Raw genomic sequence first — 15,369 nt, 5'->3', positions numbered from 1 at the left:
CCGGCGGAGTCTCGACGGCGAAGGAGCTTGGATGCCACGCATCGCGGTGATCAGTCCCCCCTTCCAGTCGCACGCCCAACCCCTGTCGGTGCTGGCAGGCGCTCTTTCCCGGGCGGGCGCCGACGTCACGTTCGCGTGCGCACCCCCCTTCGCCCCCCTGGCCGAGGCGGCCGCCGCGGGCTTCGTGCCGTTGACCGTGTCACGCAACGCGAACACCGGTGTCGCCCGGAGCACGCGGCAGGGCGTACGGGAGTCGGAACGGCTGGAGGAGTTCCTCAGCTCCACTCGCGAGGGGGCGGTCGCCGCACTGCTCACGCAGTCCCGCCACCGGGGCGAGGACATGCTCGCCGGCCCGGAGAAGGTCCTGGCAGAGGTGCGCGACCTCCAGGAGCGTCTGCGTCCCGACTGGTTCGTCGTCGACCAGCTCAGCTACTCGGTGACGCTCGCCCTGCATTGTCTCGGGCTCCCCTTCGCCACGTTCTGCCCGGGACATCCGACGTACCTGCCGAACGGCCCGGAGGCCCTGTTCGGCGTCCCCTACGCCTGGCCCAGGGCCGTCCGCCCCGCTGCCCGGGAGCTGGCAGAGCTGCGGCAGGCCGCCTCGGGCAACGATCTCGCGTTCACCGAGCGGTTCGCCGCGGTGGCCCGCGCCCACGCGCCACAGGTTCCGGAACCGGGTCGCGCGTTCGCTCTGGCGTCGAGGCACGCTGTCGTCTTCAACTACCCGCGGTTCCCCTGGCTGCCGAAGCACGAGCCGTCCGGGGTGCGCTTCCTGCACGGGGGCCATTGCGTGCCCCCGCAGGAGAAGGGACCGGGCGACGAGTGGGAGAGCGTGCTCGGCCGGCTCACCTCGGCCGCCGGCCGGGTCGTGCTGATCGCACTCGGCACCTTCCTGTCCGCACGCGACGACGTACTGGCACTGCTGATCCGGGGCATCCTCTCCCATTGTCCCGACGTGGCGGTCGTGGTGGCCGCGGGCGATGCCGCGCCGGCACTGGCGCACTTCGCCGGACCCAAGGTCCACGTGGCACGCGTCGTTCCTCAGCGATGGCTGCTGAGCCGGGTCGACGCCATGGTGCACCACGGAGGCAACAACTCGTTCACCGAGTGCCTGGCGTCCGCGACCCCGGCGCTGATCCTGCCCTTCTCCAGCGACCAGTTCTCCATCGCCCATGACGCCGAACGCGCACGGCTGGCCACGTGCCTGAACCCGGCGACACTGACCGAGGCCGACGCGGGTGTCGCCGTGCGCGATCTCCTCGAACGCGTCCCCGAGGGGCTGCCCCACTGGTCGGCAGCGCTCCGCCGGCGCGGACCGGACTGGGCCGCCGGCCGCCTGCTCGACGCCATGGAGTCGGCGTCCGGGCGGCGGTGACCGGACGTCACCCGGTGAGGGGAGACGGAGCGGCCGGGCCCCGGTCGCTCGCCCCTCAGGTCTCCGCCCCGCCGAGGGCGCGGGCCATCGACCGCAGCGCACGCCGGCTGTGGCTCTTCACCGTCCCCAGAGGCAGATCGAGCAGTCGCGCGATCTCGGCCTGTGTGAGGTCGACGTAGTAGGCGAGCCAGAGGACCCTGCGCTGCTGACCCGAGATGCTCGCCATCTCGGTGTCCATGACGATCCGCTCCACCATGTCGGCACAGGCGTCGTGCCGCCTGTCGACGGGGCCGCGGGCCAGGCGCTGGACCTTGGCATGACGCCTCATCACGGCAGCGGCGGCGTCCGCCGACTTGTGGGCGGTGATTCCGTAGATCCACTGCCCGATCCCGCCTCGCCCGGAGCAGTACCGTCCGGAGTGCAGCCAGACGTCGAGGAACACCTGCTGAACGACGTCCTCGGCCTCCTCGGGATCGAGGCAGCGCCGTTTGGCCCACCGCAGGACGTCGTGGCACCACGTCGCGTAGATGTCGTCGAACCGCATGCGTACCGTGTCGCCGTGCGGGGCTTCACCGTGGCTTGCTGGACAGTACCCACACGGGGGCACCGATGAGTTTTCAGGCACCAGACTTCTCCGGACAACACCGGCTACAAGGGGTGGGGTCGTGTTGCCGTCGGCGTCATCGGTCCCTCGGGACGAAGCCGCAGCGTGAAGGTGCCCGCACCGCAAGGACACCACGGCACGGCCGGCTCGCGCCAACGCACCGGGCCATCCGAGGAGCCGTGACGCCCACGCCGCAGCGCGCTCCCGCCTCCCGGCGGGCGGGGGGTCGGCCGGCGAGGGGCGGGGGAGAGAGCCGGCGCGCTTCTACCGCCGCTCCGCCACGAAGGTGTGGGTGATTCCCGTCTGCCAGCCCGGGAGCGGCAGACAGCGGACGCGCGTGAACCCCGCTCGGCGGATCCTGTCGACGAACTCGGCCGCCGTGTCGAAGTCGAGGACGCTCCGGTGCAGGTGTGCGTAGAGGGCGCCGTCTCCGTTGAGGCGGCCCCAGGGGCGGACGAGACCCCTCATGACCGTCGTCCACAGGACGCGGTGCAGGACGCGGCCGCTGAGCGCGTACTCGTGGACGGCGAGACGTCCGCCGGGGCGCAGAAGCCGATGCACGGCACCGAGGGTCTCGTCGGGGTCGGAGACGTTGCGGAACAGATAGGCGGCGAAGACCGCGTCGTGGGAACCGGGCGCATCCGCCCGGGGCGGCATCCGCTCCACCGGCGCGTGCACGAAGGACACCTGCGCGGGCCACTCCTTGAGCCGTGCTCGTGCGAGCATGCCTGCCGAGGCGTCGACCCCCGTCAAGGTCGCCAGCGGGGCGGCACGGAGCAGTGCCGCCGTGGAGGCTCCCGTTCCGCACCCGAGGTCCAGGACGGACATCCCCGCTCCTGCCCCGGGAAGGCACAGTCGGCGGGCTGAGCGGAGCAGATGCGCGTGGTAGCCCGGACTGGCGGAGGTCATCCGATCGTAGGTTCGCGAGGCGTGGTCGAACGCGTTCGCGAGGTCCGCGTCGCGCAGCAGGGACATCCGCACACTCCTTTGACGTCGTCCCCCCAGTTTCCCGCAGGGGGAGCGGCGCTGCGTCGAACACGCCGCCCGCCATTGCGGTGACGCTCACGGCCTCCTGCGACGGACGTTGCGCCGGACAGCCCAAGAGCTGGTGCATCCATGCGGATCGGCGGTACGGAATCCGAGGAAGACCCGCACTGCCCGACAACCGGCGGCAAGGAAACCACCATGCGCACTTCGGATCCGTTGTTGGTGGACAGGAACGTCCCGGCGGCCGTCGGCACCGTGCTCGACGACGTGCTGCGCCGCCGCCTGAGCGAGTCGCGCGCCGCTCACCGGGGCTTCGCCTCGGACATCGGCGAGCGGGTGGCGACGTTCACCGTCACGGGAGGCAGGCGACGGCGGTCGCAATTGGTGTGGTGGTCCATGCGTGCCTGCGGAGGCGGTCCCCGTGAGTCGGAGGCGACCCTGCGCGCCGCGGCCGCCGTGGAACTGATCCAGACGTGCGCCCTGATTCACGACGACGTGATGGACGGGTCGGTTCTGCGGCGAGGGCGCCCCTCGGTGCACGCGGCCGTCGACCGGCAGTACGGAACGCAGAACCACCGGCGCCCGTTCGGCACGTTCGGGGGAGCCGCCGCGGTGCTCGCCGGCGACCTCGCTCTGGCCTGGGCCGACGACACGTTCGTCGACGTCCTCGCGAGGACGCCCCATGCGAGGGAGCTCAGCGGGGTCTGGCGTGTGATGCGCACCGAGATGGTCGCGGGCCAGTACCTGGATCTTCACGCGCAGGCCACGGGCTCCCGGTCCCCGGGGCGCGCGATGCGCGCCGCGGTGCTCAAGACAGCCCAGTACTCGGCCGTGCATCCTCTGGCACTCGGGGCGATCCTCGCCGGCGCTGACCGCGACGTGGTGCGTGCACTGCGCCGGGCGGGTCTGTGCGCGGGCATGGCGTTCCAGCTCCACGACGACGTACAGGGGGCCTTCGGTGACCCCGCGGTGACCGGCAAGCCGGCCGGCGAGGATCTGCGCGAGGGGAAGGCCACGTACCTGGTCGCTGTCGCCCGGAGCATCGCCGTGCGCAAGGGTGACAGGGAGGCTCTCCGGCTCCTCGACGAAGTGGTCGGATCCCCCCTCGTCACAGAGGACGACGTGGCCAGGGTCCTCGACCTGCTCGTCGCGAGCGGAGCCCGCGACCGTGTCGCCGCGCGCATCGAGCGCCTGTGCTCACGGAGCATGGCCGTTCTCGGCTCGGGTCCGCTCTCCTCCGGGGCGACCGGCCACATCGGCCGGCTGCTGCTGGAGCCGTGCGGCTTCCCGGATCCGGCACCGATCACGAGCACGGCCACTCCCAGCACGGCCGCTCCCAGCACGGCCGCTCGTCGCGCCGACCCGCGCGCCGAGGTCCCTACATCTGCGATCGGAGGTGTCCGGTGAGAACGGTGCCGGGCAGGACGGACCACGTGGTGGTGGTCGGAGCGGGCTTCGCCGGGCTCGCGGCAGCGCTGCATCTCCTGGGTGCGGGGCGTGAGGTGACCGTGGTCGAACGGGAGACGCAGCCGGGCGGGAGGGCGGGCCGAGAGGATCTCCACGGCTACCGGGTGGACACCGGCCCGACCGTCCTGACCATGCCGGACATCCTCGACGAGGCCTTCGCCGCGGTGGGTGACTCGCTGCGCGACCGGGTCGAGCTCATCGCCCTGCATCCGGCCTACCGGGCGCTGTTCTGGGACGGAAGCAGCATCGACGTGCACACGGACGCCGACGTCATGGCGGCCGAGGTGGAGCGCTTCGCGGGGCCCCAGGAGGCACGGGGCTACACCCGGATGCGGCAGTGGCTGAGCGAGCTGTACGAGGTGCAGAGGCGACGCTTCATCGACGCCAACTTCGACTCCCCCCTTCAGCTCGTCCATCCCGATCTGGCCCGGCTCGCGGCTCTCGGCGGCCTCGGCCGTCTCGACCGTGCCGTGAGCCGCTTCCTCTCGGACGAAAGACTCCAGCGGGTCTTCTCGTTCCAGGCGCTCTACGCGGGAGTGCCGCCCTCCCGCGCCCTGGCCGCCTACGCGGTGATCGCGTACATGGACACGGTCGCGGGTGTGTTCTTCCCGAGGGGAGGCATGCACACGGTGCCGCTGGCGATGGCGGGTGCGGCCGAACGAGCGGGAGCCCGCCTCCGATTCGGAGAACGCGTCGACGAACTGGAGCGCTCAGGGGAACGGATCACGGCCGTGATCACCGATCGCGGACGCATCCCGTGCGACGCGGTCGTCCTCACCCCTGACCTCCCCGTGACCTACCGGCTCCTCGGGCGCGAACCCCGTCGCCCGGCCGGGCTGCGGCACTCTCCCAGCGCGGTCGTCCTGCACGTGGGCACCGACCGCACCTGGCCCATGCTCAGCCACCACACGCTCTCCTTCGGCGAAGGCTGGTCGACGACCTTCCGTGAACTCACCCGCACCGGAACGCTCATGAGCGATCCGTCGTTCCTCATCACCCGCCCGACCGCGACGGACGCCACGCTGGCGCCGCCCGGCAGACACCTCCACTACATCCTCGCGCCGTGCCCGAACACGGACATCGGCCCCAGTGCCGCTCACTGGAACGAGCTCGGACCGGCCTACCGCGATGCGCTGATCGCCGAGCTGGAGCGCAGGGGCCTGCACGGGCTGGGCGGCTCCATCGACGAGGAGTCCCTGGTGACCCCCGCGCAGTGGACGGCCCAGGGGCACAGCGCGGGCACGCCCTTCTCGGTGTCCCACACGTTCGCCCAGACGGGACCCTTCCGGCCTCGCAACCTCGTGCGCGGCACCGAGAACGCCGTCCTCGCCGGATGCGGGACCACTCCGGGGGTGGGCGTTCCGCCCGTCCTGATCTCGGGGAAGCTGGCCGCCCAGCGGATCGCAGGGCAGCGGGCCCGGCGCACGGGCGGCCCGCGGGTGAAGCCGACGCCTCCGCTGTCCGCCGCCCCTCGCGCCGGAAGGTTCTCCCGTTGACACCGCGCGAGCTGGACGCCGCGGGGGTGACCGATCCGTTCCTGCGCGCCGCGTACACGAGATGCCGTGCACTCAACGCACGCCACGGCAGGACGTACTTTCTCGCGACCCGTCTCCTCTCGGTGGAACGGCGCAGCGCCGTGCACGCGCTGTACGGCTTCGCCCGGTACGCCGACGACATCGTCGACGACCTGGACGGACGCGTCTCGCCGGCTCAGAGGTCGGCGGCCCTGGGCGACCTCGAGGCGCAGTGGGGCAGGGCGCTGCGCGGAGAGGCGGTGAGTGAACCGGCGGTGGCGGCAGCGGCGGACACCCGCGCCCGCTACGGCATTCCCGCGGACCGTTTCAGCGCCTTCCTGGCCTCCATGCGCACCGATCTCTCGGTGTGCTCCTACGCCACGTACGACGAGCTGAACACGTACATGTACGGTTCGGCAGCCGTCATCGGGCTGCAGATGGTCCCCGTCCTGGGCACCGTCTGCCCTCCGGAGGAAGCCGAGCCCTACGCGGCCGCCCTGGGCATCGCCTTCCAGCTCACCAACTTCCTCAGGGACGTGGGAGAGGACCTGGACCGCGGAAGGGTCTACCTGCCGGCCGACCTGCTCGCCGCCCACGGGGTGGACCGCGACCTGCTCCGGTGGAGCAGGCTGACCGGCTGCCGGGACTCGCGCATCACGTCCGCCATGCGGGCTGCCGCGGACGTCACACGCCGCGTCTACCGACAGGCGGAACCCGGGATCGCCCTGCTCGATCCCACGTCGTCACCCTGCATCCGCACCGCCTTCGTGCTGTACCAGGACATCCTCGACGTGATCGAGGCGGAGGGCTACGCCGTCGTACACCGCAGGGCCGTCGTCGACGGGCGGCGCAGGGCACGGGTGGCGCTGACGGGGCTGGCCAAGGCTCTCACCGCGCGGACCCTGCGGCGCGGCGTACGAGGGGGACCGCCGCCGGTGACGGGTGCACGGACCGAAGGAGGCGTCGCTCCCGCTCTCCGCTCACCGGGAGGCCGCCGAGAAGCGAGAGGTGAAGTGGGTGAGTAGCCACCGAGGACGGCGGGCACGACGAGGCGTGCCCCTGAGGCTGCGGCGCGACCCGCTCGACTGGGCTGACCAGCGGACGACATGGGAGCAGGCCCGGCCCTCGATCATCGCCGAGTCGCTGAAGCGCGCGACGAACCGGGGATCCGGAAACTGGTTCGTCGTCGCGGACAGCCGTGACGTCCGCGCGGACAGGCCCCTCGGGCGGACGGTGGCGGGGACGGAGGTGGTGCTCTGGCGCGACGGGCAGGGGTCGGTTCACGCGGGACCGGGCGCCTGTCCGCACCTGGGCGCGCCCCTGAAGGACAGTGCGGTCCGCTGCGGGATCCTCATCTGCCACTGGCACGGTCTGGCACTGGACGGAGCTCCCTTCGCGGGGTGGGAGCCATGGCCGGCGTTCGACGACGGAGTGCTCGTGTGGCTGCGGATGGACCGTGCGGGCGGCGAGGTCCCGACCGAGCGCCCCGTCATCGGGGAACGTCCGCCGCCTGCGGAGGCGATCAGCGCGGTGTACACCGCGGTGGGTGCGTGCGAGCCTCAGGACGTCGTGGCGAACCGGCTCGATCCCTGGCACGGCGCTTGGCTGCACCCGTACTCCTTCGTGGACCTGGAAGTGCTGTCCGTTCCCGCACGGGACGTGACGGACGAGGAGGACGCCCTCGTCGTGCGGGTGTCCTTCAAGGTGGCCGGACGCGCGGTGGTACCGGTGAAAGCCGTCTTCACGGCCCCCGGACCCCGGACGGTCGTCATGCGGATCGTGGAGGGGGAGGGGACCGGCTCCGTGGTGGAGACGCATGCGACCCCGCTCACCCGGGCAGGTGCCGACCGGCCTCGTACCGCGGTGGTGGAGGCCGTCGTCGCCACGTCGGATCGTCGCGGCTTCGCTCTCACGAGGGCGGTGGCGCCTCTGCTGCGACCGGCCATGCGCGCCACGGCCGCCCGGCTCTGGAGGGACGACCTGGCGTACGCCGAGCGCCGATGGCACCTCAGGAGCACCGGCCGCTTCCCGGGGTGACAGCAGCGCGGACGGGCGGCGTCAGGGCTTGCCCCCCAGACGGGACAGGAGACGCAAGGCGGCTGAGCGGCCCCGGTGCGGCACCGTCCACAGCGTCTGTCCGCGCAGGCCCCACCGCCGCAGATGGGCGTTGGCCGCCATGAACCCGGTGGTCGCCGCCCGCTCCATCAGCGCGACCGGGTAGTCGGTGCGGACGAGATCCCCGGCGACGGTGACCGTCGGATCCGGGGTGAGGACCGTGGGCCTGTCCCGGTACCCGCCCACCGCGAAGTGCGGACAGTCCTCCCTCACCTCACGGCGCTCGTCGATGATCCGCGCGCCCCGGGTCTCCGGATAGACCCGGTGGAGCTGAGCGACGAGATCGCGCGAGACATCGTGCGGATCGACGGCCGGGTCGAGGGCGTAGGAATGGAGTTCGACGACCGAGCCGCCCGTCCGGCGGGCCCAGCGGGCGGCTTCCCCCTCGTAACGTTCGAGCACGCTGATGTTGTCGAGCGCTCCGTATCCCGCGCTGCCGAGGAAGCCCGGCCGGCGTTGGTGCACCGGCCGGTCGAGCCACAGCCTCGACACCAGGAACGGCGGCGCCGTCCTGAGCCGGCTCACGCCGGTGCGCCAGCGCTCGTCGCACAGGCCCGGGGACCGTGCGGCGAGGGAACGCAGCCCACTCGTGTCGACGGCGAGGACGACCGCGTCGGTGTGCTCCACGCCGGCCGTCGACATGACGAGGTGGCCTTCGCCGGGAGCCGGGTCCAGACGGTGCACGGCGGTGCCGGTGCGCATACGGACGCCGTGCCGGCGGAGATACCGCGCGAGTGGGTCCCACAGGGCCTGCGGGTAGGGCTCGTCGGGCACGTCGAACAGCAGCCCCTCGGAGGAGCCGAGGAAGTAGATGTGGAACATGAGGACCAGCTCGGCGGCGGACAGCTCTCGGGGATCGGCGAAGAAGCTGCGGGAGAACACCTCGAAGGCGAGATGCTGTGCGGCTGCCGGGAAGCGGATCTCGTCCAGGAACTCCCGGGCGCTGAGATGGTCGTAGCGCTCGTAGACCTCCGGCAGACGGACGTCGAGAAGCGGCAGCGCCGCGCCCGCTCTCATGCGCCGCAGGTCGCGCCAGGTGAAGCTCGGGCTGAGGGCCACGAAACCGAGTGCGCTCCAGGGAGGCGTCCTGGGGACCCTCGCGAAGCTGTCGTACAGGTCGGCACTGTGCCGGAGGGGGTAGTCGGGCAGCGCGGTGAACGAGTCGAGGGCGGGGTCGACCCGGCGCAGCAGCCCTCGCAGGTTGTAGTACTGGCGGAAGAAGGCGTGGAAGCCCCGGCTCATGGTGACCGCCGTTCCGTCGCGCAGTTCGTCCGGCCACCCCGCCAGGCGCCCCCCGAGCGACGGCTCCCGCTCGTAGAGGGTGACCTCGACTCCCCGCTCCGCCAGGATCGTCGCGGCGGCGATCCCCGCGATGCCCCCGCCGACGACGGTGCACCGGTGCTGTCGGCCGTCGCGCGGCCGGGTGTCACCCGGATGAGCGGGAACGGCGACCGCCTTGCGGTCCCGGCCGGGCGGCGCGCTCGGATTTCCGTGGAGGAACATCGGTGGTGGTCACTCTCCTGATGAGGGGCGGGTGGTTCAGGCGCGGCGGGCGAGGAAGGGGACCTCGGCGGCCGTGCGCAGCATGGCGAGCACGGGCGTGTGGAGTCCGATGCGGAGTTCTTCCAGCGGCCGGGTCTCACCATCGAGGAAGCGGAGCAGTCGTTCGGCGGGAACGCGCGAGAAGAGCGACGTGAAGAAGTCGGGGCCGCAGACGCGGCCGGTGTCGAGCCCCCGGAGAAGAACCGCGTCCATGGCCAGGGAACGAGTGGAGTGCGCGGGAGGAGGCACTGGCTCCTCGTCCCGGTGAAGTGCGTGCGCGATGGCTGCCGCCTGGCGCTGGATGGCCGCGAAGGCGTATCCCGTGGACGGTCTGACGGCTCCGCCGGCGCTGCCGATGCGGAACACGTTTCTGCCCGCACGCCGGGCGTGGTGAGCGTCCGTCATCGGGATGCGCCCCTGCTCGGTGGCGCGCACGTGGAAGGGGCCGAGTCGCAGGAGCGACTCGGTGTAGTGGCGCAGGGCCGCGTCGTAGGCGTGGTCGGAGAGGGCCGCCGCGCTGAACTCGGTGTACTCGACGAGTGCTTCGTGCGCGGTCAGCGGCAGCACGTATCCGAAGGAGAGGCCGTGCTCCGGCTGCGGGGTGCGGAAGTCCATGAGCTCGACCGTGTCCGGCGTGAACGCGGGTCGTGCGGTACGGACGAACCAGCCCTTGAAGTGCTGCAGCAGGGCGACCCGGGCCGGCGGCGTCGACGTGGGCGGCCGGGAGTCGAACGCCCAGCGGGCCCGGATGCGGCGGAGCGCGCCGTCGGCCGCCCGGTACGCCACGCGGACCCCGTCGGCGTGGTCGACGATGCCCTCGACGACGCCCTCGATCCGGTGCGCCCCGGCGAGCCGGGGCTCCAGTCCCCGTGCGAACGCGCTGGACTGGAGCATCTTGTAGCGCAGTCTGCCCAGGTCGCGCCGGAGAGCACGTCCGTCGGGCGCCCGCACGCGTACCTCGCGCCAGGAGGCGCTCAGCCAGGCGTCGTAGTCGCCCTCGCCCTGTTCCCAGTAGCACCATGTGCGCTCGGGCGGACGACGGCTCCCCGGGGGCGCGTCGATGAGGACGACGGTCGGCGCGGTGAGGTGTGCCGGGGGGCTGAGCAGGCGCCATGCGAGGGAGAGGCCGGCCGCGCCGGCGCCGATGATGACGACATCGCTGTCCACGGAACTGGTCCCGCCTCTGCGCTGGATCTGAGGGCAAACGGTCCGACGGAGTGGTTGCAGGGGTGTGCGGATACGACGGGGGACGAATGCGGCACGCCCAGGGGGAGCCTCCCGAGTGTCCCGGGTGATTCTCCGTCCTGGCGGGTCGCAGGGAGCGGAGGGGAGCCGGACCCAGCGTGTCGTCGCACGGCTGGTGCCGGTCCTGACCACGCTTCGCCACCGGTGCGGCGGCCGGATGCAGGCCGCCGAAGGCGATGCACGAGCGGGGGCGTCCAGCCCGGCGGGCGTCCGTCGCATGCACCGCCTCGCCGGACTCCACATCGCCGCCATCTTCATCGGTCGGCCAGGTGATTCCAGCCGGGCTGCCTAGACCCACCCCTGGTCGAGGTGAACCGTCCAGGCGTCTCCCACTGCCTTGTGCAGTTCGACAAGGGCGGCGACGTCGGCGATGGCAGCCGGGGCGTCGGACAGTCGCAGCGGGGAGTCCGCGACGGTGCTGCGGGTGTAGACCGGCAACTCGCCGTTGCAGCTGAAGGCGTGAAGCGATGGGGGAGCATCGTCGAACCATGCGGGACGGTTCTCCTCGGCCCAGGCAGCCGCGGCGTCGACCCGATCCACATGCGCCAGGAGGTGCTCGGGAGCGGGCCCGCTGCTGAACTGTACGAGGAAGCCCTGAGCGTCCACTGCCCACCAATCCCACATGAATCCAGGCCGGGGGTGCCGCAGGATCGTCGTCATGCCGCCACCGTATCCAGGACGGACAAGACCGTCGAAGGCGTTCCGAAGGAAACGGCCTGACGGCACTGTCGGCCCGGACCGTCCGAAGGCCGCCCGGACCCGCGGGAACGGATGCCGCCGCCCCCGGAGGCGACCTGCCCCCTCTCGGAGTGGGTCGCCACGAAGCTGCGCCGGGGCCTTTCGACGACCGGGATGCGGTGAAGCGCGGGGCCGGTACGCGGACGGGCCGTGCGAGGACACATCCTCCCCTCCACCCCCGCCCCCAGTGAGGCCTTCAGGGCCGCCACGGTCTCTACGGGCCCTCGTTGATCACGGTTCCTGTCACGGCGAGCCTGTGACCGTGCCGGTGCCGTCAGGACCAGACGCGAACTCGATACGGCTCACCTTGTAGTGTCCGTCGAAAGCGTCGTCCACGGCCGCCTGCAGAGCTTCTTCCTGCGCGCTGTCAGCCCGTCCGATGCCGAGTGTCCGGTCTACAGGCTGCGGCTCGACAGCCAGTCCCCAGATGAGGCCGAAGGCGGCCACTGCCGACACGGCGGTGTGGACGCTGCGGGCGCGCCAGGGATGGAGGAAGGCGGCGCGGGGCTTCTCGACCGTGGTGATGAGCCATCCGAGGAGCGCGCCGACGGCTTCGCCCAGGGAGTTCATCTGCAGGTCACTGGTGTCGCAACCCCGTCCGAGGAAGGGGAGCGCGCCCTGGAGGGTTTCGATCGCGAAGGTGAGCACGATTCCGAAGGCGATGGTACCGATGATCTTTCGGGTTGCCAGGGCGCCGAGGAGCCCGACCGGGAGGAAGAGGCCGGCGTTGAGGAGTCCTTGGTCAGTGGTGAACGGTTCGATCAGATCGCGGTTGACCACGCAGACCCGTGGTTGCTGGATCGGGGAGCCGGTCGACCAGAGGGTCAGACTCACCACAGCGGTCACGGACGCCCCGAACAAGCCCTTGAGGGCGCGTCGTTCGGTTCCGGTGGGGGACTGCTTGTAGACGACGAAACCGACCGTTGCCGATAGCAGGGTCGCCAGGACGATGAACATCCCGTGCCCGTTGAAGACGGCGTACAGCACCTGACCACTCTCTTTGCCGTGAACGTGAGGACGAGTCCGAGCGGTGCCGGGGTGCCGCTCCGGCGAGACGGCACCCGGGCACCGAGGGATCAGCACGCGTCTGCCGCCGGGGTCCGGTGGGTATCCCCGCCCTTCGTGTTCGGAAGGCCGTTGGTCGGATGGCAGCCGTTCGACAGGCTGCTCCGGCTGTTGCAGTACTCCCGGCCGGCGCTCATGGAGCACCACCCCCCCCACGTGTGGGTCCGCCCCTCAGGAAGCCGAGTCGCGCGGTGATGGCGGAGCCGCCCGACTTCCAGTACGTGATGCCGACGAAGTCGCCGCGGGCCGTCTCGTTGATCACGAGGACGCCGTTGGACAGCGTCGTGCACTTGTCCCAGTTGGAGATGTTGCCCGAGCGAGGACAGCTGAGCTGCTCCGTCCCGGTCTCCCCGGCCTCGGCCGGGGAGGCACCACCCACCACGGGTATCGGTGCCAGTGCGGCCACGGCCGCCATGCCCGATGCCTTGATGCGGCATATCGGCCTTCCGCAGAGGTATGACCGCTCTCTGTGGTGGGGGAGGGGTGATCAGATCCTGCCTCCGGACAAGCCGTCGAGCCACCACCGCTGGCCTGGTCCGTCAGGTCGTGATCGACACGAGAGTGAGAGGCGCTGCCGATGGAGGTAAGCCACCTCTGCGATCACGCGGCCCGCAGCCCGAACCGGGCTGACGTGCCACGTCCCTCGGCCCCCTCTGCCTGTCCCCTCACCATCAGTCCCGTGAGGAATGGCGGGTACACCTCGCCTCTGATCGCGGGCGTCAGTCGGTCCCGGCGTAGGCGATGCCGAGGACGGTGAGCGTCGAAGTGGGATGGCCGCAGAGGATGACGGCGGTGACGCGGCCGCGCGCGACGGTGCGGATGATGCCGTCGTCCTCGCCGTACGGTTCCGAGTGCGCGAGGGGGTCTTCCTGCGCGTCGACCAGGCAGACCGCGAGGTCCCGGCGGGCGGGGTCGGGGAGCTGCTTGTAGGTGTCGAAGACGTCGGGCGGGAAGGACAGGCGGTAGGTCACGCCGCTCCCTGCCCGCGCTGGTCGCGGGGGCCGGCGTCGCGCAGGACGTCGGCGGTGCGGTCCTCGGCAGACACGCTCTCGGAGAGCCGGCCATACGCCTTCTCCGTCACCCGGGCGGTCTCGATGCGGTGGGCCATGGCTTGGAGCGTCTCGGCGGCCTGGGCCCAGCGGTCCAGGACGGCGGGCAGCTCGTCGATCGGGGTGAGATTGACGTCGGCGAGGAGCTGCTGGCGGGAGGCGGAGTGCGGCAGGGCGTGGTGGAGTCGGTCCACCGTCCATGTGTCACGTGCCGTCACGTCTGCCTCCCTGGCCCGAGCTTGCCGATACGGGCCAGCCTACGCGGTCCCGCACTAACGCAGTCGGGCTTCGGAACGCGTGTTGCCTGCGAGTCAGTGCCGGGCGGTATCCACCGGCGCGCCTTGCGGGCCTGGACGCTCGGTTGGCCGTAGCCGAACTTCGACTCGCGCTCCCGGCCGTGCTGCGTCCACCGCACGGTGTAGTTCTGCACCGCTGCTCCTCTTAGAGGTCGTTTTCTCCCGATGTTTCATCCCGGGATCGGGTGTTCTGTGGGCTCTTTCGGGTCGCGCCAGGAGATGGTGCTCTCGCTGGTGAGGCGGCGGGCCATGAGGCTGGTCATGGCGAGGTGGATCATGGCTTCCGAGCGAGTGGGCAGGGTTTCGTAGTCGCGGGCCAGACGGCGGTTCAGCATGAGCCAGCCATAGGTCCGCTCGACCGCCCACCGCTTCGGGATGGGGGTGAATCCCCTGGTCCCGGGCTTGCGAGCGGTGATCTCCATGTCGATGCCGAGGGTGGCGGCATGCTCGACGAGATGCTGTCGGTAGCCGCCGTCAACCCAGACCTTGCGGACCCGGGGGTGATCGGCGGCGACCTGGTCGAGCAGCGTGGCGCCGGCGGTGGAGTCCTGCACGCTCGCCGCGGTGACCAGCACGGCGAGAAGCAGGCCGAGGGTGTCGGTGATGATGCTCCGCTTGCGGCCGACGATCCTCTTGCCGGCGTCGATGCCCTGGCCGGCGGCCGGGACGCTGGTGGAGGTCTTGACGCTCTGCGCGTCGATCACACAGGCCGACGGCTCGGCGTTCCGCCCCTCCTTCTCCCGCAGCAGGTGCCTGAGCAGACCGTTCAGCTGGGCGAATACACCTTCGTCGGCCCACTTGGCGAAGTAGCCGTAGACGGTGTTCCAGGGCGGGAAGTCGTGCGGGAGGTAGCGCCACTGGACCCCGGTGCGATCCACGTACAAGATCGCGTCCATGATGTCGCGCAGATCGTGCTCGGGCGGCCGGCCGAAATGCAGAGCCCTGTGCCGACGTTCCAGCCGCCACGCGGACAGGACCGGCTCGATCAACTCCCAGCGGGCATCGGACAGGTCACTCGGATACGCACGTCGCTTCGCCATACTTCCGGTCTACTGTCGCGAACCGAATGCGCCCAGGCGTGCAACGGCAGCAGTGGAAGCACACGACCTCAAGGGCAGGGCATCGCGGGATGAGACGGAAACAAGTGCCCTTCCACCTCATCCGCAACCCCACCCGCCTCGCAAGGCACCGGCCATCTTCCCAGCCTCACGGGCACCGCGACCCTGCACTCTGGGAAACCACCGATAACCCACCGATGCAGGTGAAAACGACCTCTTAAAGAGCGTTTTGTCCCGGCAGGGGTGCTTCATTGCAGTTCAGCTGGCGGACCGGTTCGGGACGGCTGAGGCAGTGGACGTCTGTTGTGGCAGGT

Annotated in this window: 15 protein-coding genes; 5 read left to right on the top strand and 10 right to left on the bottom strand. The window is 71.1% G+C overall.

All coding sequences use genetic code 11. The features are described from left to right. Positions 1-31: 31 nt before the first annotated feature. Positions 32-1,375 (top strand): glycosyltransferase, encoded by a 1,344-nt coding sequence (locus ACGF1Z_RS00075; protein WP_392998155.1) that lies wholly within the window; start codon positions 32-34, stop codon positions 1,373-1,375. Between the two features lie 55 nt (positions 1,376-1,430). On the opposite strand, the gene ACGF1Z_RS00070 is transcribed toward ACGF1Z_RS00075, so the two are convergent. Both ACGF1Z_RS00070 and ACGF1Z_RS00065 read right to left on the bottom strand, forming a co-directional pair. Continuing rightward, the gene (locus tag ACGF1Z_RS00070; protein WP_392998153.1) at positions 1,431-1,919 is read right to left on the bottom strand and encodes an RNA polymerase sigma factor; all 489 of its coding nucleotides are present in this window, start codon (positions 1,917-1,919) and stop codon (positions 1,431-1,433) included. A 324-nt stretch (positions 1,920-2,243) separates the two neighbouring features. Continuing rightward, positions 2,244-2,954: a class I SAM-dependent methyltransferase gene (locus ACGF1Z_RS00065; RefSeq protein ID WP_392998151.1), complete on the bottom strand. Its 711-nt coding sequence runs from the start codon at positions 2,952-2,954 to the stop codon at positions 2,244-2,246. 210 nt (positions 2,955-3,164) lie between these two features. Here ACGF1Z_RS00065 and ACGF1Z_RS00060 point away from each other — a divergent pair, with 210 nt between their 5' ends. Genes ACGF1Z_RS00060 through ACGF1Z_RS00045 form a run of 4 tightly spaced genes read left to right on the top strand, consistent with a single transcriptional unit; the run spans position 3,165 to position 7,984 of the window. Beyond that, a complete protein-coding gene (locus ACGF1Z_RS00060; RefSeq protein WP_392998149.1) occupies positions 3,165-4,373 on the top strand; it encodes a polyprenyl synthetase family protein in 1,209 nt (402 codons plus the stop codon). After that, positions 4,370-5,929, top strand: a complete 1,560-nt coding sequence (gene crtI / locus ACGF1Z_RS00055) for a phytoene desaturase family protein (protein ID WP_392998147.1) — start codon at positions 4,370-4,372, stop codon at positions 5,927-5,929. The genes ACGF1Z_RS00060 and crtI overlap by 4 nt, the downstream gene beginning before the upstream one ends. Beyond that, on the top strand, positions 5,926-6,972 hold the full coding sequence (locus tag ACGF1Z_RS00050; RefSeq protein WP_392998145.1) for a phytoene/squalene synthase family protein: 1,047 nt from the start codon (positions 5,926-5,928) through the stop codon (positions 6,970-6,972). Before crtI ends, ACGF1Z_RS00050 begins: the two co-directional genes overlap by 4 nt. Beyond that, positions 6,965-7,984, top strand: coding sequence for a DUF5914 domain-containing protein (locus tag ACGF1Z_RS00045; protein ID WP_392998143.1), 1,020 nt, complete (start codon positions 6,965-6,967; stop codon positions 7,982-7,984). The genes ACGF1Z_RS00050 and ACGF1Z_RS00045 overlap by 8 nt, the downstream gene beginning before the upstream one ends. 21 nt (positions 7,985-8,005) lie before the next feature. Here the strand turns inward: ACGF1Z_RS00045 and ACGF1Z_RS00040 are convergent, their stop codons facing one another. The 8 genes from ACGF1Z_RS00040 to ACGF1Z_RS00005 all read right to left on the bottom strand — a co-directional run bounded on the left by ACGF1Z_RS00040 (position 8,006) and on the right by ACGF1Z_RS00005 (position 15,037). Further along, positions 8,006-9,565: an FAD-dependent oxidoreductase gene (locus ACGF1Z_RS00040; RefSeq protein ID WP_392998141.1), complete on the bottom strand. Its 1,560-nt coding sequence runs from the start codon at positions 9,563-9,565 to the stop codon at positions 8,006-8,008. A gap of 36 nt (positions 9,566-9,601) precedes the next feature. Next, the gene (locus ACGF1Z_RS00035; protein ID WP_392998139.1) at positions 9,602-10,771 is read right to left on the bottom strand and encodes a lycopene cyclase family protein; all 1,170 of its coding nucleotides are present in this window, start codon (positions 10,769-10,771) and stop codon (positions 9,602-9,604) included. A gap of 366 nt (positions 10,772-11,137) precedes the next feature. Further along, positions 11,138-11,509, bottom strand: a complete 372-nt coding sequence (locus ACGF1Z_RS00030; protein ID WP_392998137.1) for a hypothetical protein — start codon at positions 11,507-11,509, stop codon at positions 11,138-11,140. A gap of 321 nt (positions 11,510-11,830) precedes the next feature. Next, a complete protein-coding gene (locus tag ACGF1Z_RS00025; RefSeq protein WP_392998135.1) occupies positions 11,831-12,574 on the bottom strand; it encodes a VanZ family protein in 744 nt (247 codons plus the stop codon). 211 nt (positions 12,575-12,785) lie between these two features. Next, positions 12,786-13,067 (bottom strand): hypothetical protein, encoded by a 282-nt coding sequence (locus tag ACGF1Z_RS00020; RefSeq protein WP_392998133.1) that lies wholly within the window; start codon positions 13,065-13,067, stop codon positions 12,786-12,788. Positions 13,068-13,371: 304 nt separating this feature from the next. Next, positions 13,372-13,623, bottom strand: coding sequence for a hypothetical protein (locus tag ACGF1Z_RS00015; protein WP_392998131.1), 252 nt, complete (start codon positions 13,621-13,623; stop codon positions 13,372-13,374). After that, positions 13,620-13,919: a hypothetical protein gene (locus tag ACGF1Z_RS00010; RefSeq protein WP_392998129.1), complete on the bottom strand. Its 300-nt coding sequence runs from the start codon at positions 13,917-13,919 to the stop codon at positions 13,620-13,622. The genes ACGF1Z_RS00015 and ACGF1Z_RS00010 overlap by 4 nt, the downstream gene beginning before the upstream one ends. Before the next feature lie 248 nt (positions 13,920-14,167). After that, positions 14,168-15,037 carry an IS5 family transposase gene (locus ACGF1Z_RS00005; RefSeq protein WP_392998127.1) on the bottom strand — a complete coding sequence of 290 codons (870 nt, stop codon included), beginning with the start codon at positions 15,035-15,037 and terminating at the stop codon, positions 14,168-14,170. Positions 15,038-15,369: the final 332 nt, after the last annotated feature.

Source organism: Streptomyces sp. NPDC048018 (assembly GCF_043202995.1).
GTDB lineage: Bacteria > Actinomycetota > Actinomycetes > Streptomycetales > Streptomycetaceae > Streptomyces.
This window is presented reverse-complemented; position numbering and strand designations above follow the sequence as displayed.